Source organism: Rhodococcus sp. NFXS4 (assembly GCF_058139645.1).
Map to the genome: position 1 here is coordinate 3,541,740 of NZ_CP192221.1, position 19,221 is coordinate 3,560,960.

18 protein-coding genes are annotated in these 19,221 nt (G+C 69.3%); 7 read left to right on the forward strand and 11 right to left on the reverse strand.

Translation table 11 applies throughout. The features are described from left to right. The first annotated feature begins 18 nt into the window (after positions 1-18). From J4E04_RS16655 to J4E04_RS16665, 3 genes are read left to right on the forward strand one after another with little or no spacing between them, the layout of a single operon-like run. A complete protein-coding gene (locus J4E04_RS16655; RefSeq protein ID WP_222627838.1) occupies positions 19-477 on the forward strand; it encodes a DUF4395 domain-containing protein in 459 nt (152 codons plus the stop codon). A 40-nt stretch (positions 478-517) separates the two neighbouring features. Further along, a complete protein-coding gene (locus J4E04_RS16660) occupies positions 518-1,351 on the forward strand; it encodes a sulfurtransferase (protein WP_027504275.1) in 834 nt (277 codons plus the stop codon). Between the two features lie 2 nt (positions 1,352-1,353). Then, positions 1,354-1,662 carry a DUF1416 domain-containing protein gene (locus J4E04_RS16665; protein WP_027504276.1) on the forward strand — a complete coding sequence of 103 codons (309 nt, stop codon included), beginning with the start codon at positions 1,354-1,356 and terminating at the stop codon, positions 1,660-1,662. 90 nt (positions 1,663-1,752) lie between these two features. Here J4E04_RS16665 and J4E04_RS16670 read toward each other — a convergent pair whose 3' ends face one another. Further along, positions 1,753-3,255: a cutinase family protein gene (locus J4E04_RS16670; protein WP_490149048.1), complete on the reverse strand. Its 1,503-nt coding sequence runs from the start codon at positions 3,253-3,255 to the stop codon at positions 1,753-1,755. A gap of 269 nt (positions 3,256-3,524) precedes the next feature. Here J4E04_RS16670 and J4E04_RS16675 point away from each other — a divergent pair, with 269 nt between their 5' ends. Further along, a complete protein-coding gene (locus J4E04_RS16675) occupies positions 3,525-4,187 on the forward strand; it encodes a heme-binding beta-barrel domain-containing protein (protein ID WP_027504278.1) in 663 nt (220 codons plus the stop codon). Here the strand turns inward: J4E04_RS16675 and J4E04_RS16680 are convergent. The 6 genes from J4E04_RS16680 to J4E04_RS16705 form a co-directional block, all read right to left on the reverse strand. After that, a complete protein-coding gene (locus J4E04_RS16680) occupies positions 4,175-4,513 on the reverse strand; it encodes a hypothetical protein (RefSeq protein WP_490149049.1) in 339 nt (112 codons plus the stop codon). The genes J4E04_RS16675 and J4E04_RS16680 overlap by 13 nt on opposite strands. 220 nt (positions 4,514-4,733) lie before the next feature. Beyond that, on the reverse strand, positions 4,734-6,524 hold the full coding sequence (gene cydC / locus J4E04_RS16685; protein ID WP_490149050.1) for a thiol reductant ABC exporter subunit CydC: 1,791 nt from the start codon (positions 6,522-6,524) through the stop codon (positions 4,734-4,736). After that, positions 6,521-8,203 carry a thiol reductant ABC exporter subunit CydD gene (gene cydD, locus J4E04_RS16690; protein ID WP_490149051.1) on the reverse strand — a complete coding sequence of 561 codons (1,683 nt, stop codon included), beginning with the start codon at positions 8,201-8,203 and terminating at the stop codon, positions 6,521-6,523. The genes cydC and cydD overlap by 4 nt, the downstream gene beginning before the upstream one ends. Continuing rightward, complete coding sequence (gene cydB / locus J4E04_RS16695; RefSeq protein ID WP_490149052.1) at positions 8,200-9,234, reverse strand: cytochrome d ubiquinol oxidase subunit II; 1,035 nt, start codon at positions 9,232-9,234, stop codon at positions 8,200-8,202. The genes cydD and cydB overlap by 4 nt, the downstream gene beginning before the upstream one ends. 18 nt (positions 9,235-9,252) lie before the next feature. After that, positions 9,253-10,719: a cytochrome ubiquinol oxidase subunit I gene (locus J4E04_RS16700; protein ID WP_490149053.1), complete on the reverse strand. Its 1,467-nt coding sequence runs from the start codon at positions 10,717-10,719 to the stop codon at positions 9,253-9,255. Between the two features lie 112 nt (positions 10,720-10,831). After that, positions 10,832-11,689 (reverse strand): aminodeoxychorismate lyase, encoded by an 858-nt coding sequence (locus J4E04_RS16705; protein WP_222646610.1) that lies wholly within the window; start codon positions 11,687-11,689, stop codon positions 10,832-10,834. A gap of 55 nt (positions 11,690-11,744) precedes the next feature. Between J4E04_RS16705 and ygfZ the strand changes: the two genes are divergently transcribed. From ygfZ to J4E04_RS16720, 3 genes are all read left to right on the forward strand, one after another. Continuing rightward, positions 11,745-12,881 carry a CAF17-like 4Fe-4S cluster assembly/insertion protein YgfZ gene (gene ygfZ, locus J4E04_RS16710; protein WP_490149054.1) on the forward strand — a complete coding sequence of 379 codons (1,137 nt, stop codon included), beginning with the start codon at positions 11,745-11,747 and terminating at the stop codon, positions 12,879-12,881. Further along, positions 12,878-13,543 (forward strand): MOSC domain-containing protein, encoded by a 666-nt coding sequence (locus J4E04_RS16715; RefSeq protein WP_490149055.1) that lies wholly within the window; start codon positions 12,878-12,880, stop codon positions 13,541-13,543. Before ygfZ ends, J4E04_RS16715 begins: the two co-directional genes overlap by 4 nt. Before the next feature lie 122 nt (positions 13,544-13,665). Continuing rightward, positions 13,666-13,854, forward strand: a complete 189-nt coding sequence (locus J4E04_RS16720; protein ID WP_081821107.1) for a DUF3073 domain-containing protein — start codon at positions 13,666-13,668, stop codon at positions 13,852-13,854. A 111-nt stretch (positions 13,855-13,965) separates the two neighbouring features. Here J4E04_RS16720 and J4E04_RS16725 read toward each other — a convergent pair whose 3' ends face one another. The 4 genes from J4E04_RS16725 to J4E04_RS16740 all read right to left on the reverse strand — a co-directional run bounded on the left by J4E04_RS16725 (position 13,966) and on the right by J4E04_RS16740 (position 19,214). Beyond that, positions 13,966-15,426 (reverse strand): aldehyde dehydrogenase family protein, encoded by a 1,461-nt coding sequence (locus J4E04_RS16725; RefSeq protein ID WP_490149056.1) that lies wholly within the window; start codon positions 15,424-15,426, stop codon positions 13,966-13,968. Positions 15,427-15,466: 40 nt separating this feature from the next. After that, positions 15,467-16,552, reverse strand: a complete 1,086-nt coding sequence (gene purM / locus J4E04_RS16730; protein ID WP_027504286.1) for a phosphoribosylformylglycinamidine cyclo-ligase — start codon at positions 16,550-16,552, stop codon at positions 15,467-15,469. Positions 16,553-16,626: 74 nt separating this feature from the next. Then, the gene (locus tag J4E04_RS16735) at positions 16,627-18,270 is read right to left on the reverse strand and encodes an ABC transporter ATP-binding protein (protein ID WP_490149057.1); all 1,644 of its coding nucleotides are present in this window, start codon (positions 18,268-18,270) and stop codon (positions 16,627-16,629) included. Continuing rightward, positions 18,267-19,214 (reverse strand): ABC transporter permease, encoded by a 948-nt coding sequence (locus J4E04_RS16740; protein ID WP_490150565.1) that lies wholly within the window; start codon positions 19,212-19,214, stop codon positions 18,267-18,269. The genes J4E04_RS16735 and J4E04_RS16740 overlap by 4 nt, the downstream gene beginning before the upstream one ends. Positions 19,215-19,221 lie beyond the last annotated feature (7 nt).

Consider the following 19,221-nt stretch of genomic DNA (forward strand, 5'->3'; position numbering starts at 1 on the left):
CACTCCAGGAGCATCTCGATGTCATCCATTCCCCCGCAGGTCGACGTTCGTGGTCCCCGCTTCGTCGCCTGGGTGACCACCGGCGTCCTCGTCGTGACGCTGCTCGTGTCGACGGTGTCGCTCACCGCTGCAGCGGTGCTCCTGGGCCTGCAGACGCTGGTCTTCGCGTACGGCGCTGCTGCCGGGCCTGCAGCGCATCCTTACGGACGCGTGTTCCGCGCCGTCGTCGCACCGCGCCTGGGCCCGGTGTCGGAGACCGAACCGACGACCCCCCTGCGGTTCGCGCAGGGACTGGGATTCGCCTTCTCGATCGTGGGAACCCTCGGGTTCGCGCTGTCCTCGACGACCGTCGGCACCGTCGCCACGGGTCTGGCCCTGTTCGCCGCGGTGCTGAACGCGGCGTTCGGAATCTGCCTGGGCTGCAAGATCTACCCACTCGCGAGTCGGCTCCTGCCGGCTCGACATGCCACCACCTGAACCACCCACCACCTGTCAGAGAAGAATCGAAAGGAACCACATGGCTCGCTCCGACGTCCTGGTCACTGCCGACTGGGCCGAGCAGAACCTGCATGCTCCCAAGACCGTGTTCGTCGAGGTCGACGAGGACACCAGCGCCTACGACACCGGCCACATCGAGGGTGCCGTCAAGCTCGACTGGAAGTCCGACCTCCAGGATCCGGTCCTTCGTGACTTCCTGAACCAGGAGCAGTTCTCGGACCTGCTGTCGACGCGCGGCATCGCCAACGACGACACGGTGATCCTCTACGGCGGCAACAACAACTGGTTCGCGGCCTACGCCTACTGGTACTTCAAGCTGTACGGCCACAAGGACGTCCGTCTGCTCGACGGCGGCCGCAAGAAGTGGGAACTGGACGGTCGTCCGCTGAGCACCGACGCCGTCTCCCGCGAGGGAACGTCCTACAGGGCCGAGGCTCCCGACCTGTCGATCCGCGCGTTCCGCGACGAGGTCATCGCCGCCATCGGCACCAAGAACCTCCTCGACATCCGCTCCCCCGACGAGTACTCGGGCAAGATCCTGGCGCCGGCGCACCTCCCGCAGGAGCAGAGCCAGCGTCCCGGCCACATCCCCGGCGCCGTCAACGTGCCGTGGAGCAAGGCAGCGAACGAGGACGGCACCTTCAAGTCCGACGAGGAACTGAAGGAGCTCTACGACGGTGTCGGCATCGATCCGAGCAAGGGCACGATCGCGTACTGCCGCATCGGCGAGCGCTCGTCGCACAGCTGGTTCGCACTGACGCAGCTGCTGGGCTACGAGAACGTCAAGAACTACGACGGCAGCTGGACCGAGTACGGCTCCCTCGTGGGAGCACCTATCGAGTTGGGAGCGTAATCATGTGTGGAGCACCTGCTCAGGGACAGACCCTTCCCGCCGGCGTCGACGTGGAGAAGGAGACGGTCATCACGGGCCGTGTCCTGGCCGCGTCGGACGGTCAGCCCGTCGGCGGTGCGTACGTGCGCCTGCTCGACAGCACGGGTGAGTTCACCGCCGAGGTCGTCGCGTCCGGAACCGGCGACTTCCGCTTCTTCGCGGCCCCCGGCACCTGGACGCTGCGCGCGCTGTCCGCGTCCGGCAACGGCGACGTGACCATCTCGCCCGAGTCCGCCGGCCTCCACGAGGCCGAGATCTCGATCGGCGCCTGACCGAACACCTCTCGTTTCAGCCGAACACCCTCCCCAGCGTGCTGGGGAGGGTGTTCGCGTCGTGGAGGGTGTGCGATCCGACCGCGGGAACTACTTGCCGGGCTCCGGCGGGAGGCCGAGGGACTTCAGCACTTCCTCCCACGTCGACGGCACCGCCTCCACGGGCTGCGCCGGCGGCGCGAGATAGCCGGGATTCACCGGGGGAATCACGCGGGGCTCGGCGGGCGCCGTCGTGTCTCCCGCAGGAGGAGCGGCCGGCTCGTCGACCGGACGGGCCTCGCTCTGCTCGCGAGCGAGGTCGGTGATCCAGCGGATCATCTTCTCGCTCTCCCAGTCGCGGCCGTTGTCCGGGAAGTTGTCCCAGTAGTAGAGGTGCTGCAGAAACCCCAGTTCGACGTAGGGCTTCTCGAACAGCTGCGGGATGTCGGCGTTGTCCTCGCCGAACCCCACGGCCTCCGCCTGCAGCTTGGCCTCGACGACGGGGCGGCCGGGACCGAGCGCCCACGTCACTGCGTCGAACATCTCGCGCGGCGTCGGCGACCTCTCGTCCGGCAGTGGCTGGGTGCGGTCCGACACCCGGAGCATCACGTCGAGCAGCGACTCGTCCGACGTGGCGAAGTCCGGGTCGCTGAAGACGTGCGCGATGGTGCGAGCCGCGACGTCGGACGAGACCGCGACGAACTCGGTGACGGTGCGGCCCGGATCGAGCAGGGTGAAGTGCATCCGCCCGAAGACGTTGAGCGCCAACGGCAGGACGCCGAGGTTCTCCGGTGCGTCACAGGCGATGTCCATCGGACGGCACGCCCACCGGATCTTGTTCGTGAGGGTTCCGTAGTCCTTCGGCTCGGACGACATGAAGCCACCACCCGGCGGACCGGGCTTGTCCAGAGACGCAGTGCCGGCAGGGCGGTACGGATCTCCGACGAGGGCGACCCCGGCGATGTCGTCGGACGTCACGTGCGCCGTGGACGGTCGGGACCCGATGTCGACGGCGAGGCGCTCGACCACCTCGGCACCCACGCTGTAGCCGAGCAGCACGTACTTCGTCGACGTGCCGCACGCGGTCTTGTTGGCGTCGATCATCCGGCCCATGGTCGCGAGGCCCTCGGCGACGGATTCCTGATAGGTGGGCACCGGCTCGGCCACGGCCACGCCGTACTCCGACGCGTACGGCACGTACACCCAACCGACTCGTCCGGGCGTGGACGCCGAGGCCTCCCCCGCGGGCACGGTCACGTTGCCGACCCAGTTGGACCACGGCAGCCGGTCCACCTCGTCGACGGGGTTCCGGTCCGACTCCGAGTCCGTCGCGCCCGTGATGGCGACGATGAGTACGTCGGGGCAGTCGTACGCGTAGTTGTTCGGATCCTGATCGACCTTCGTGCCCAGCCCGAACGTGTCGAGCACCGACTCGACGGGGTCGTCGCCCAGACCGAGCGGATCGGAGGGGGTGATCGGTGCCGCCCCCGCCAGTCCTCCAGGGATCGCGCACAACAGCAGTGTCGCGAGGGCAGCGGTCGCCGCGCGCAGCACGATCCTCGTCGGCCCGGTCCGCCGACGGTCGGTCGGGTCGAGCCCGGTCACACGAAGCATGGATGGATCACCCTCGTCTCTCGGTTCCAGAACCTCACGACCTTAAACAATGAATCGCGTCACCGGACCCGGCACAGGTTGTCATCCGTCACACAGTCTGCGGACCGCCTGCGTCGACCGATCGCGACGGCGGCCCGTGGCAGATCCACGACACCGCCGGTCTACAATCGGTGCGTGGTCCTATTCTTCGAAGCACTCCTAATCCTGGCGTCGATCCTCATCGCCTGGTTCTCGCTGTACGTCGTCTATCGCCTGGTCACCGACGAGTCGTGACCGACGAGTTCGGCACCCCGGCGCCCCGCCTGAGCGGTGACGCCGCGGTCGCGCGTGCGGAGGAACGGGCCAAGGAGACGGCCGGGCGCAACATCCCGCTGCTCCCCGATCTGCCCGGTGACGGTGACACCGCCAATCTGCGGCAGGGTCCCGACATCTCGCACTCCATGCTGGCACTGCTGCCGCTGGTCGGCGTGTGGCGCGGCACCGGTGAGGGACACGACGCCGAGGGCGACTACACACTGGGACAGCAGATCGTCGTGAGCCACGACGGCGGTCCCTACCTGTCGTGGGAGTCCCGCACCTGGCGCGTCGACGAGAACGGCGCCTACGCCGGTCGCGACCTGCGCGAGTCCGGCTTCTGGCGGGTGAGCGGAACCGGTGAGCCCGGTGACGACGGCGAGGAGACTCTCGAGCTCCTACTGACCCACGCGAGCGGGCTCATCGAGCTGTACTACGGCCGCGCACTGACGCAGTCGTCCTGGGAGCTGGCCACCGACGTGGTCATCAGAAGCACGTCGGCGGCGCTGGTCGGGGGCGCGAAGCGTCTCTACGGCATCGTCGAGGGTGGCGATCTCGCGTACGTCGAGGAGCGGGTCGGACCGGACGGCGATCTCGAGCCCCGGCTGTCCGCCCGCCTCGAACGCTACGTGGGCTGACGCTCGCCCTTCTCGCTCTCCGCATCCTTCCCGGAACCGGTGTCGGCCTTGTCGGTGTCGGATTTCTCGGTGTCGGATTTTTCGGAGGCACCGTCCTCGTCGAAGTCCGCGAACGCGGTACCGGACACTGTGCCGCCGGTGCCGGGCAGCGTCACAGTCTCGCGCGCACCGGTCTCGTACCGCGCATTGAGGCCGTCCATCTTCTCGCCGGCGCGATCGAGGTCCTCCTGCGTCAGCTCGGGGCCCACGGTCTCCTCGTTCGCCAAACCGGTGTCGGAGGACGTGTCGTCGGTGTTCGTCGTGTCGGGCTGCTCGTCACTCGTCATGTCCCCCACAGTGACACAGGCGAGGGGGTCTGCTCGGCAGAACGGGAAAGACCAGGCGCGCGGGCCTGGTCCGGACATGGGACGACCCCCGAGCCCTACCGGTACACCGTTGCAGGAGTACGGGTCTCGGTCTGGACGGACCGAGGGCTCGGGGGTCGGGTAGCTGCCTGGTATTCGCCCGCCGCTCGCGCGGTGAGAGAAGAACCGTCAGCGGTTGCGGCTAGCGGGCAGCCACCTCACGCGTCCAAGAGTCATACAATTCCAGACCACCTCCTCTCTCGTGTACAGACGACGCTACGCGTGGATCAGCCCGGTCGGCAACGTCTTTTTCCGTGAGCGAACACACCTGACGTTCACCGCTCACGGTCACCACTCGAACGCCCGTCGGCACCGGTCGATGCGTCACGACCAGAACGGTCGTCGCCCGATCGAACAGTCCACCGTCGGGATCGAGCATCGCGGCGAGCAACGCGGCGGAGGACACGTCGTCCACGTGTTCGGTGGGCTCGTCGACGATGATCACCGCCGCCCGCGAGAGCGTCGCGCGGGCCAGCAGCAGTCGGCGACGCTGTCCGCCGGACAGCACCTCCGCGCCGCCATCGAGGTCCGTGTGCACACCGTCGGGCAGTGCGCGCACCCAGTCGCCGAGCCCGACCCGGTCGAGTGCCGCCGTCGCCTCCGTCTCGGTCACGTCACCGCGCACCACACGGAGGTTCTCCAGAACGGTGGTCCGGAAGACATGGGCGTCCTCGGCGACGTAGGACACCGTCCGGCGCACCGCGTCCTCGGACAGTTCGCCGACGGACCTGCCGTCGACGAGCACGGCGCCCGCGGCGGGGGCGACGAGCCCCGCGATCGTCATGGCGAGCGTGGACTTGCCGACGCCGCTGGGTCCGCTGATCGCCAGGCGCGCACCGGGTTCCACCACCAGAGATACCGGCGCGGTCCGCGATCCGCCGCGGCCTGCGACGACGTCGCACACCTCGAGGCGCACCGACGGCGACGGCGACTGGTCGTCCTTCGGCGTCACCGCCGGCCCGGAGCGGGCCTCGTCCACGAGAGCCATGATCCGCCGAGCCGCCGCGGATCCGCGCACCCACGCCACCGCGGCGGCGGGTATCGCACCCGTCGCCTCGAACGCGGCGAGCGGAACCAGCACCACGACGGCGAGCCCGGTGGGGTCGGTGCCGCCCGCGAACCCCGATGCGGTGCCGTACGCCGAGATGCCGACGGCGAGGGCGCCCAGCACCGCGACTCCCATCGACAGCGGGGTCGCCGCGGCGGACAGGGCGGACCACCCGGCGGCGCGGTCCTGCGCGGCACCGACGGCGCGGTCGGCCTCGTCGGCGCGGCGTCGCACGTCTGCCAGTCGCCCGGACACCCGGAGTTCGGCGGCGTGGTCGATCGCGGTGACGGCATGGGCGGCGAAGTCGGCTCGCGCAGCGACGAGATCCTCGGCGACGGCCCGCTCGGCCCTGGCGCTCGACCAGGGCGCCACGACCCCGGAGACGAGCAGCGCGACCGCCAGGACGATTGCCGCGGCAGGGGACCACACGGCGACGAGTCCGACCGCGAGGGCCGAGACCACCGCGGCGACGGCGACGGGAACGAGGGCGCGCACCACCACGTCGCCGACGGCGTCCACGTCGGCGCCGGTCCGCACGAGGAGATCCCCTCGCCGCGTCGTCACCGCCGTGGCCGAATCACCCTGCGAAAGTTCGCGGTACAGGGTGGACCGCGCACGGACGGTCCCGCGCAGTGCGACGTCGTGAGTGGCCAGTCGTTCCAGATACCGACACACGCCGCGCGTGATGCCGAGCGCGCGCACCGCGACCACGGCCACCGAGAGGTGCAACACCGGCGGCATCTGCCATGCCCGCGTGATGAGCCAGGCCGAGAGCGCGGACAGCGCGAGTGCACTGCCCAGCGTCGCGACTCCCGCCGCCACGGCTTGCGCGACGCGCCCCGGCGGCAGGTCGAGCAGCCGCAGTGCCCGCGTCAGATCGCTCATGCCGACACCGCCGCTCGGTCCACGTGCACGACAGTGTCCGCGGCGGCGAGCACCTCGGGCGTGTGCCCCACGATGACGACGGTGCGGCCGCCGTCGGCCGCGGCCCGCAGGGACCCGAGCACCCGACGCGCCGATTCCGGGTCGAGGTGGGCGGTCGGTTCGTCCAGGAGCACGACGGATTCCGTCGCGGCGAGAGTGCGCGTCAGGGCCAACCGCTGGGCTTCTCCGACGGACAGTCCCACTCCCCCGGCGCCGAGCATCGTCGCGGCTCCGCGGGGCAGGGACGCCAGGACGGACGAGAACCCCGTGGCGCGAGCAGCTTCGGCCACGTCACCACGCGCCCCGAGGTCGAGGTTGTCGGCGACGGATCCGGCGACGACGGCCGGACGCTGCGGCTGCCAGGTCACACGGCGCCACCACCGGTCGAGGTCGACGGTCGACAGGTCGACCCGAACCCCGTCGGAGCCCACGAGGGAGACGGACCCCTCGTCGGGATCGACGAGCCCGAGAACGGACGCCAGGACCGTCGACTTCCCGGTCCCGTTGGCGCCGGTCAGCACCGTCACCCGTCCCGCCCGGAACGTCGCGTCGAGGTGGCGGGGTGCCCACCCGTCCCGCCCGCGGACCGACAGGTTCGTCAGGACGACGGTGACCGGACCGGTGGGCGGTGCGGCCGTCCGCTGGTCACGCGGCGCCTGCGACTCGGCGCTCTCAAGCAGAGCGAAGGCACGTCCCGCGGCCTCCGCACCGTCCTCGGACGCGTGGAAGGCGGCACCGAGTGCGCGCAGCGGCAGGTAGACCTCGGGCGCCAGAATGAGCGCGGTGATGCCGGGTGCCAGTTCCATGTCGCCGTACACGAGGCGTAGACCGATCGACACCGCGACGAGTGCGACGCCGAGCGTGGCCAGCAGTTCGAGCACCATGGACGAGAGGAAGGCGACGCGCAGTGCGGCCATCGTCCGGCGGCGGTGCTCGTCCCCGAGTTCGCCGACCCGCGCGGCCGGCCCGTCCTGCCGGCCGAGTGCGCGCAGTGTCGGGATTCCGGCGAGCAGGTCCATCAGCTGAGAGGACAGTCGCGTCATCGCGTCGAGGGTTCGTCGGGACCGCCCGCGGGTCATCAGACCGATCAGCATCATGAACACCGGGATCGTCGGGAGTGTGACCGCCACGATCACCGCGGAGAGCGGATCGACGAACGCGATCACCAGGGTCACGATCGGCGTGACGGTCGCCGCCAGGACGAGGGCCGGGACGTAGTCGGTGAGGTAGGGCGCCAGTCCGTCGAGACCACGCGTGACCACCGTCGACCACTCGCCCCGATCCTCCCCGCCGCGCGAGCGCGTCGTCGTGGCCGCGTCCAGCATGTCCGCGCGCAACCCGCGCACGACTCGGACCGCCGAGCGGTGCGCATACCTCGACCGCGCCCACGACGCGAGGACGCGGACCAGTACGGCGGCAGCCAGGACCGTCAGCTCGGTGGTCCAGGCTCCGACCGTCCGACGGGTCGGGTCGGTGACCGCGCCGCCCAGCACGGTCCCGACGACGACGGCGATGACGACGACGCACGCGGTCGTCACCAGGGAGAGCGCCACCGACCCCACGAGGTGACGACGGACGGGCACCGACCGGTGCCACAACCGGGGGTCGATCGGTCCCCGGGGCCGCCTCGTCGCGGTCATCGGGTGCTCGCCAGGCCGATGGACGCCGGGATCTGCGTCGTCGAGATGCGCCGACGGAAGACCCAGTAGGTCCAGCCCTGGTAGGCCAGGACCACAGGTGCCACGATCGCCGACAGCCACGCCATGATGCGCAACGTGTACGCGGAGGACGACGCGTTGTCGACGGTCAGCGAGAACGCGGCGTCGATGGTCGAGGGCATCACGTCCGGGAACAGTGAGCAGAAGAGCAACAGCACGGCTCCGCCGATGGTCACGGTGGTGCCGACGAAGGCCCATCCGTCTCGCCCGCGCAGCACGGCCAGCGCTGCCGTCGCCAGCCCTGCCACGGCAGCGGCGACGATCCACCAGGTCCAGCCCTTCCCGTGCGCGAGCTGAGTCCACAGCGCGAACACCCCGGCGCCCACCACGGTCGGAACGATCAGTGCCGCAGCGAGTCTCGATGCGTCCGCTCGAACCTCGCCGGCCGTCTTGAGGGCGATGAACACGGCACCGTGGAACGCGAAGAGCATCGCCGTGGTCGCACCACCCAGCAGCGCATAGGGAGTGAGAAGGTCGAGCAGTCCCGAGGTGACCTTCTTGTCCGCGTCGATGGCGACACCGCGCACGATGTTCGCGAAGGCGACGCCCCACAGCACCGCGGGCACCCAGGAACCGATCCCGATACCGAGGTCGCACCGACGCCGCCACACGGGGTCGTCGATCTTGCCGCGGTACTCGATGGCACAGATACGCAGGATGAGCGCCACGAGGATCAGCAGCAGCGGCAGATAGAAGCCGGAGAAGAGCGTCGCGTACCACTCGGGGAAGGCCGCGAAGAGCACTCCTCCCGCCGTGATGAGCCACACCTCGTTGCCGTCCCACACCGGACCGATCGTGTTGAGCACGACGCGACGTCGGGTCTCGGCGTCGTCCCGGCCGGATCGACCGAGCACGGGCATGAGCATGCCGACCCCGAAGTCGAACCCCTCGAGAACGAAGTATCCGACGAACAATGCGGTGACGACGGCGAACCAGAATTCGGGCGTTCCCATGATCATGTCTCCGGCGGGTCAGTAGGCGAACGAGAGCGGGCGGGCGTCGGCGTCGGTGTCGCCACCGTCGTCGTCGTGGGGGTGCCTGTCGTGCTCGAGCGGACCTGCCTGCACGTAGCGACGCATGAGCAGGAACCAGACGGCAGCGAGCCCGGCATAGAGGACGGTGAACGTCGCGAGGGACGCCGCCACCAGAGCGACGGGGTGGTCGGACACGCCCTGGTCGACCGTCAGGCGGATCATGTCGACTCCGCTGGGGTTGGGCGCGACGATCCAGGGTTGGCGGCCCATCTCGGTGAAGATCCAGCCCGCACTGTTCGCCAGGAAGGGTGTCGGGATCGCGAGCAGTGAGAGCCGGGAGAACCAGCGCTGGTCCGGAACTCGGCCACCTCGAGTGACCCACAGGCCGGCGAGCGCGAGCACGGCGGACCCGGCGGCGAGGCCGATCATCATCCGGAAGGCCCAGTAGGTCACGAAGAGGTTGGGCCGATAGTTACCCGGTCCGTACTGCTCCTCGTACTGCTGCTGCAGCTCGGTGACCCCCTGGACGGTCGCGTCGACGTCGCTCTTCGCGAGGAACGACGTCAGGCCGGGGATCGCGACGATGTGCTGGACGCTGTCGCAGTTGTTGTGGGTGCCGATGGTGAGGATCGAGAACGAGGCGCCGGTCTCGGTGTGACACAGCGACTCTGCCGATGCCATCTTCATGGGCTGCTGCTCGAACATCAGCTTGCCCTGCACGTCTCCGGTGATCGCGAGTGCAGCGCCGGAGGCGATCATGACGACGAATGCCAGCCGGGCCGCGGGGCGGAACATGGAGCGGGCCTCCGACGAGGGGCCGACGTCGCCGCGACGTGCGCTGCGCACCATCCACCACCCGGCGATGCCGGCGACGAATGTCGCTGCGGTGAGGAAGGATCCGGCCACCGCGTGCGGGAACGCCGCGAGCGCCGTGTTGTTGGTGAGCATGGCCCAGAAGTCGACGAGCTCGGCACGCCCCGTGTCCGGGTCGTAGACGGCCCCCACCGGATGCTGCATCCACGAGTTCGCGGCGATGATGAAGTAGGCGGAGGCGTTGACCCCGATGGCCACCAGCCAAATCGTCGCCAGGTGAACGACTTTCGGCAGCCGTTGCCACCCGAAGATCCACAGCCCGAGGAACGTGGACTCGAGGAAGAACGCGACGAGGCCCTCGAGCGCGAGCGGCGCACCGAAGACGTCGCCCACGAACCGCGAGTACTCGGACCAGTTCATGCCGAACTGGAACTCCTGGACGATGCCGGTGGCGACGCCGAGTGCGAAGTTGACGAGGAAGAGCTTGCCGAAGAACTTGGTGAGCCGGTACCAGGAGTCCTTGCCGGTGATCACCCACATGGTCTGCATCGCGGCGACGATCGGAGCGAGTCCGATGGTCAGCGGGACGAGCAGGAAGTGATAGACGGTGGTGATTCCGAACTGCCATCGTGAGACATCGAGTGCGTCCATGACCAGCTTCTTGTCGTCGGCTGCGAGGCGGGGATCCTGCCTACGGGGCCGACGCTACTACTACGCGTAGTAGTAGGCGATGGACTGTGTCCACCGTTACCTGTGGCGCGCGTCAACGCGCGACGGCGGTGTCCACCAGTTCGCGCACGACGCGGTCCGACGGCATCTCCTTGAGGTGCGTGGTGTCGAGCGTGTGCACGCGCGCGGCCAGCGTGACGGAGGAGATCAGCCAGACACTGTCGGCCAGGATCAGATCGGCCACCCGCAACGGCTCGTGCGCACAGTCGAAGCCGGCGTCGCCCGCGACCTCGAAGAGAGCGTCCACCGTGGTGCCGCGCAGCACCCCGTGCTCCACCGGAGGCGTGACCATGCGGCGATCCACCACGGCCAGCACGCTCGACCGTGGACCCTCGAGCACCTGCCCCTCGATACTGCGGAACACGACCTCGTCGAAGCCCTCTCGTGCCGCGTGGCGCAGGGCCGCCATGTTGGTGGCGTAGGACAGAGTCTTCGCACCGAGCAGGGCCCAGGGCGACTGCTGTGTCGCGTCGATGGAGAAACCCCGGTTCAGGGTCAGGGCCGACACGCCCTCCGCGCGCGCCTGGGTGACGCGATCGGCGACGGCGGAGACCATGACGAGCGCCGTCTCGGCACCGTCCGCGCCCTCGCGCCCCCGGCTCAGCAGCAGCCGCATCGCACCCTCGCCGCCACCGGTCTTCTCCCACTGCGCGAGTGCCACGTCCACCGCGCGCCGCCATGCGTCGACGTCCGGTTCCGCGAGGTCGAGCATGGCCGCCGACCGGGTGAGGCGGGCGAGGTGAGCGTCGAGTCGGCACGCCCGACCCTCGCGGATCAGCACGGTCTCGAAGATGCCGTCCCCGCGCACCGCCGCCAGGTCGTCGGCATGCAGAACAGGCTCGGTCGGATCGAGCACGGCACCGTCCAGGGTCACCACCACGCGTGAAGTCATGGCCCCGAGGGTAGTGCCGTGGCCGGACCGGGCAGTCCGCTCCTAGACTGGTGGGGTGTCCGAGACCCCTGGCCTGTACTCCTCCCCCGTTCTGGCCCGCCCCGGCGCGGTGGCCGCACCCCAGGACGGTCCCGATCGTGGAACCGCCTGGCACTACGGGGATCCGTTGGGTGAGCAGCGCGCCGCCGTCACGACCGCCGCGGTCGTCGATCGGTCGAACCGGTTCGTCATCGCGATCACCGGCGAGGAGCGACTGACCTGGTTGCACACCATCTCCAGCCAGCACGTCGCGACGCTTGCCGACGGAGCCTCCGCGGAGAACCTGAGCCTGGACGTCAACGGGCGCGTCGAACACCACATGGTCATGACCGACCTGGGCGGCACCACCTGGATCGACACCGAGGCGGACCGCGGACCGGACCTTCTCGCCTTCCTGTCGAAGATGGTGTTCTGGTCGAAGGCCGCGCCGCGTCGCGGCAGCGAACGGGTCGTCGTGTCGTTGCTCGGCCCGAAGGCAGGCTCCATCCTGCGAGCGGTGGGCGCCGAGGTGCCCGCGATGCCGTACGACGCCCTTCCGCTCGACGCCGCGAACCCCGACGCCGGTCTCGTCCGCCGGATGCCGTGGCCGACCCGCACCGATTCCTTCGACGTCCTGGTCCCCGCCGACCGTCTCGACGAGTGGTGGGCGAAGTTCGTCGTCGCGGGTGCGCGTGAGGCGGGCAGCTGGGCGTTCGAGGCGCTGCGCGTCGAGTCCGGTCGACCACGCCTCGGTCTCGACACCGACGACCGCACGATTCCCCACGAGGTCGGCTGGATCGGCGGGGTCACCGAGTTCGGGGCCGTCCACCTCGAGAAGGGGTGCTACCGCGGACAGGAGACGGTGGCGCGCGTCCACAATCTGGGCAAGCCTCCGCGCCGACTGGTCCTGCTGCACCTCGACGGCTCCGCGGACGGTCGACCGGAGACGGGCGACGACGTCACCGTCGGCGGCCGATCCGTGGGCCGCATCGGCACCGTCGTCGATCACTTCGAGCTCGGACCGATCGCGCTCGCACAGATCAAGCGCGCGGTGCCGGTGGAGACCACGCTCGACGCCGGGCCGTGTGCCGCCTCGATCGATCCCGACTCCTACGTCCTGGACACCGCGGTCCAGGCGGGCCGCGCCGCGGTGGATCGGCTGCGCGGCCGGTGACGCAGCCGGCCCCGTCGGGACGCGTGCTGTCGGTGTGCGTCGTGCACACCATCCACCCCATCTCTCGGCCGGCGGTGGTCGACTCCGCCATCGACAAGCGAGCGGTGTCCGGACCGGTCGACGTCACCGAGCTCGGTCTGCACGGTGATCGCTCCTGCGACGTCACCTTCCACGGCGGCGCGGACCAGGCGGTCTACGCGTACGACGAGGCCGAGGCCGACAGGTGGGCCGAGGAACTCGGCCGGGAGGTTCCCGCGGGGTGGTTCGGTGAGAACCTGCGCGTGAGCGGACTGCCCGTCACCGATGCGGTCGTCGGAACGCGCTGGTCGGTGGGCACCGCCGAGCTCGAGGTGACCATTCCGCGGCGCCCGTGTGCCGCCTTCGCGCGGTGGACGGGCGAGAAGACCTGGGTCAAGCGTTTCACCGCGCGGGGCGATGTCGGGGCGTACATGCGCGTCGTGCGAGTCGGCGCGCTCTCGGCGGGCGACGACATCGAGATCGTGTCCGTTCCCGACCACGGAGTCACCGTGCGGGACCTCTTCACCGGGGTGTCGGCGGAGGCGATGCAGATCCTTCTGAACACCCCCGATCTGGCGCCCAAGGTCTACCGCGAGGCCCGCGACATGGCGGCCCGGGCGGCGCGGCGCGCACCGTCGGTGTGACACCGGCGCCGGTGGAAGCGCAGACCCGATTCGCACGCTAGAGTGTGGGCAGGAAGAACACACAATCAGACGGGGCCGCCAAAAAATCCCAGGCCGCCCCGCTACTCGCGAGGGGGTTAGCCATGGGCCGCGGCCGGGCTAAGGCAAAGCAGACCAAAGTTGCACGTGAGCTCAAGTACAGCTCACCGTCCACGGACTTCGAGAGTCTCCAACGAGAGCTCACAGGTTCCCCCGACTCGCACCGCAACGGCATCGCCGATCGGGAGCCGTCCCGACACGACGATGACGACTACGACGACTGGCGGCGCTGACCGCATCCCCTGACACGGGGGGAATTCTCACATCGCACACACGACCGTGCGGGGCGTTCCGACTCAGGGACGCCCCGCACGGTCGTGTGTGCGAGGTTCTTCACGCGCAGGTCAGATCGCATACTGTCGCGGCGTGTGCTGGACGCTGATCCAGTGGTCGGTGGTGAACTCGTCGATGGCCCACTCGCCGCCGAAACGACCGATGCCCGAGTTCTTCTCGCCGCCGAACGCGGTGTTGGGCTCGTCGTTGATCGTGGTGTCGTTCACGTGTGTCATTCCGGCGTCGAGTCTCGTCGCCACCCGGGCCGCACGCTCGACGTCTCGCGAGAACACCGCGCTGGAGAGCCCGTACTCGGTGTCGTTCGCGATCCGGACGGCGTCGTCCTCCCCGTCTGCGCGGATCACCGTGGCGACGGGTCCGAACACCTCCTCGGCGGCGGTCGCGACGCCGTTCGTTCCCAGCACGAGATGTGGGCCCAGCACCCGCCCGGCCGGTCCCGAACGCTCTCCGCGCACGCGAATCTCCGCGCCGTCCGACTCCGCGCGAGAGATCCGGTCGAGAATTGACTCCACCTGCGCGTCGTTGATGATCGGGCCGATCTGTGTGTCGGGATCGGCGGGGTCGCCGGTGCGCAGTGACCGGACCCGCTCGGTGAGCCGGTCCACCACCTCGTCGTGCACCGCATCGACCGCGATCACCCGGTTGGTCGCCATACACACCTGACCCTGGTGGAAGAACGACCCGAAGACCGCCGCGTTCACGGCTGCCTCGACGTCCGCGTCCTCCAGCACGACCAGAGGCCCGTTGCCCCCGAGTTCGAGGGACATCCTGGTGAGCGGCGCCGACGCCGCGATGCCCGACCCCACGGGCGTCGAACCCGTGAACGACACGAGCCGTGTGAGGGGATGCGAGGTCACGGCGTCACCGATCTCGCTGCTCTTGCCGACGACGACGGACAGCAGGCCGGCGGGCAACCCGGCATCCTCGAGGATTCTGGCCAGCAGGAGTCCGCCGGTGACGGGGGTGTCGCTCGCGGGCTTCAGCACCACTGCGTTGCCGAGCGCCAGCGCGGGCGCCACCGAGCGGGCGGACAGTTGCATCGGGAAATTCCACGGACTGATCACCGTGACCACGCCGAGGGGCCGCCGGTACACGCGGTTCTCCTTGCCGTCGATCAGGGCGGCAGAGAGGATGCGCCCGGCCGATCGAGTGGGGTAGCTCGCCGATTCGAGCATCACCGCGCGGACGGCCAGCCATTCCCACTCGGCGCGGGGGCGGATGGCGCCGACCTCCGCGACGAGCCAGTCCACGATCTCGTCCTTGCGCTCCTCCATGATGCGCGCTGCGCGGTGGAACACGTCCGCACGCTCGGTCGGGAGCGTGGACTCCCAGTCCCGCTGCGCGATGCTCGCCGCCGTGAACGCTGCGTCGACGTCGGCCGCATCGGCCAGCGGGAGGGTGGTCAGGACGTCGCCCGAGTACGGGTTCACGTCGTCGGCGGTGCGGCCGTCTCGGCCCACTCGCCACTGACCGGCGATCGGGAGGGTGTCGAATCCGTCGTACGTCGTCATGCCGGTCGGGTGCCCGACCAGTCCTGCGACAAACGAGAACCTAGAAACGCGGGTGATTACCCGTCAGCACGGCGCGCTCGTCGGTTCCGCTGTCGGCGGACTTCTTGACCGTCCCCAGCGTCCAGCAGTCGATGTGGCGAGCAGTGAGCACGGCGAGGGCGCGGTCGACGTCCTCGGGTGCCACGATCGCGACCATGCCGACGCCCATGTTGAACGTGCGGTCCATCTCCTCGCGCTCCACGCGTCCGCGCTGCGCGATCATCGCGAAGATCGGAGCCGGGCTCCACGTTCCGCGATCGAGCTCGGCGACGAGGCCCTTCGGCATGACGCGAGCGAGGTTGGCAGCCAGGCCACCACCGGTGACGTGGCAGAACGTCCGCACGTCCGTCTCCGCCGCGAGGGCGAGGCAGTCCTTGGCGTAGATGCGGGTGGGTTCGAGCATCTCCTCGCCGAGCGTGCGGCCGAACTCCTCGACATGACCGGTGAGCGACATGCGGCTGATGTCGAGCAGAACCTTGCGAGCGAGGGAGTAGCCGTTGGAGTGCAGTCCCGAGGACCCCATCGCGAGGACCACGTCGCCGGGACGCACCCGGTCCGGGCCCAGTACCTGGTCGGCCTCGACGACGCCGACACCCGTCGCGGACAGGTCGTACTCGCCGTCCGCCATCATGCCGGGGTGCTCGGCGGTCTCGCCGCCCAGCAGTGCGCATCCGGCCAGGATGCAGCCGTCGGCGATGCCCTTGACCAACTGCGCGACGTGCTCGGGCACCACGCGCCCCACCGCGATGTAGTCCTGCAGGAACAACGGCTCGGCGCCGCAGACGACGAGGTCGTCCACGACCATCGCGACCAGGTCGAGTCCCACCGTGTCGTGCTTGTCCAGAGCCTGCGCTACCGCGATCTTGGTGCCCACACCGTCGGTGGACGCGGCGAGCAGCGGCTCGCGGTATCCGCCCTTCAGCGCGAACAGGCCGGCGAACCCACCGAGACCGCCCATGACCTCCGGTCGCGACGCCCGCTTGGCGAGGGGCGCGAACAGCTCGACGGCACGATCACCGGCTTCGATGTCCACTCCTGCCGCTGCGTACGAGGCTCCTGCGCCGGGCTGGTGGGTGTCATCGGTCATGGGTGTACTGCTCCAGCCTGATCTGTGTGTGAGTACCCGGGAGGGTCGGATGCGGCCCTAACGGTACCGGAGGCCTATCGGTCCTTCCGGTCTCGTGTCACCTCGGGCCTGGGAATGGCCGCGATCAGGCGCTTGGTGTACTCCTCCGCCGGATCCCGGAGGATCCGTCCGGGCGTCCCGAGCTCGACGACGGCGCCGCCCCGCAGCACCGCCACCCGATGCGCGAGGCGGTCGACCACGGCGAGGTCGTGACTGATGAACAGGCACGCGAAGTGCAGTTCGGTCTGCAGTTCCTCGAAGAGGTCGAGAACCGCGGCCTGCACCGAGACGTCCAGCGCGCTGGTCGGTTCGTCGGCGACCAGCAGATCCGGCTTCAGGACGAGTGCCCGCGCCAGCGATGCCCGCTGACGCTGACCCCCCGACAGCTCGTGCGGGTACCGCTTCTCCGTGCCCTTCGGGAGCTGGACCGCATCGAGCCACTCCACGACCGTGCGCGCGATGTCCGCCTTCGACCCGGCCTTGTGCACGATCATCGGCTCGGCGATGCACTGGCCGACGGTCAGTCGGGGGTTGAGCGACGTGGACGGATCCTGGAACACGAATCCGAAACGCTTGCGCAGACTCTTCAGCGCGGACCCCCGCAGCCTGCCCACGTCCTGACCGAGGACGTCCACCGAGCCGGACGTCGGCTTCTGCAGTGCGGCCACGCAACGGCCGATGGTGGACTTGCCCGAACCGGACTCCCCCACCAGACCGAGGGTCTCGCCGCGGTGCAGATCGAAGGTCACCGAGTCGACGGCCCGGAAGACGGGCTGACCGATGCCGCCGGGGAACTGCACGACGAGATCGCGCACCGACAGCACCACCTCGTCCGAGACGGTGCGATCGGTGACCACGGGATCGAGCGTCGGGACCGCCGCCAGCAACGTCTTCGTGTAGTCGGCCTTCGGCGCAGCGAAGAGATCGTGGACGAGTGCCTCCTCGACCACCTCGCCGTCCTTCATGACGACGACCCGATCGGCGATGTCCGCCACCACGCCCATGCTGTGCGTGATCAGCACGATCGCGCAACCCAGACGGTCCTTGAGGTCGCGCAGCAGGTCGAGGATCTCGGCCTGCACGGTCACGTCGAGTGCCGTCGTCGGCTCGTCCGCGATGATCACCTTCGCCTCGCACGAGATGGCGATCGCGATCATCACACGCTGCTTCTGGCCACCGGACAACTCGTGCGGGAAGTAGCCGAATCGCCGCTCCGGGTCGGGCAGACCCACCATGGTGAGCAACTCGATCGCCCGGACGCGGGCGGACTTCTTGTCCAGCACCTTCCCGTCCGGTCCGGCGTGAGCTCGCAGGGCCTCGACGATCTGGAAACCGACGGTGAACAGCGGGTCGAGGGCGCTGCCGGGTTCCTGGAACACCATCGCCACGGCGTTGCCGCGGAGATCGGCCCACTGCTTGTCCGACAGCGACGTCACCTCGCGGGACCCCACGGTGACGGTTCCGCGTACGCGGGCGGTGTCCGGGAGCAGCCCGATGGCGGAGCGGACGCTGACCGACTTCCCGGAGCCCGATTCGCCGACGACGGCCAGGACCTCGCCCGGGAAGACCTCGAAACTCACCTTCTTGACGGCGTCGACGGGCCCCGCGTCGGTGGCGAAGCTGACCGACAGTGCCTCGAGGGTCAGAGCCGCCTGCGGGGTGGACGCTGAGGCCGTCATGAGGGATCTTTCTGCTTGCGTCTGGTTCTCAGAACGGGATTGAGTGTCTCGCTGACGGATTCGCCCACCATGGTCATACCGAGCACGACCAGGACGATGGCCGTGCCGGGGAAGATCGACGTCCACCAGATGCCGTTGGAGATGTCCGGCAGCGCCTTGTTGAGGTCGTATCCCCACTCGGACGCGGACGTCGGCTCGATGCCGAACCCGAGGAAGCCGAGACCCGCCAGAGTCAGGATGGCCTCGGCGCCGTTGAGCGTGAGGATCACCGGCAGTGTCTGCGTGACGTTGGCGAGGATGTGGCGGAACATGATCCGCACCGGGCCGGCGCCGGTGACCCGCGCCGCGTCCACGTAGGGCTCGGTCTTCACCGAGACCGTCGCGTTGCGCACCACGCGGAAGTACTGCGGCACGAAGACGGCGGTGATGGCGATCGCGGCCGAGAGGACACCACCGAAACTGCTGGACTGGCCTCCGGCGACGACGATCGAGACCACCACGGCGAGAAGCAGACTCGGGAACGCGTACATCGCGTCCATGAAGAGGACCAACACCCGGTCCACCCACCGGCCGACGTAGCCGGAGAGCAGTCCGAGGGGAACGCCGACCACGATCGACAGCACCAGCGACGTGACGATGACGAGCAGGGCGGTCCGTGCGCCGTAGACGACGCGGGAGAACACGTCCTCTCCGCGCACCGACGTCCCGAAGATGTGGTCCGCACTCGGCGCCGCCTGGCGCGCGAACTCCACGCCGTCGGCGGACGTCTGGGAGAAGGTGTACGGCGCGATGAGCGGAGCGAAGACCGCCATGATCACGAACAGCACCACCAGCACGAGCCCGATGACGATGGTGGCCTTCTGCAGTCCGGCACTCGAGCGGATGATCGACAGGCCGGGTACACCCCGACGTCGCTTCGGCGCCTCGATCGAGCCGACGCTCATCTCGATA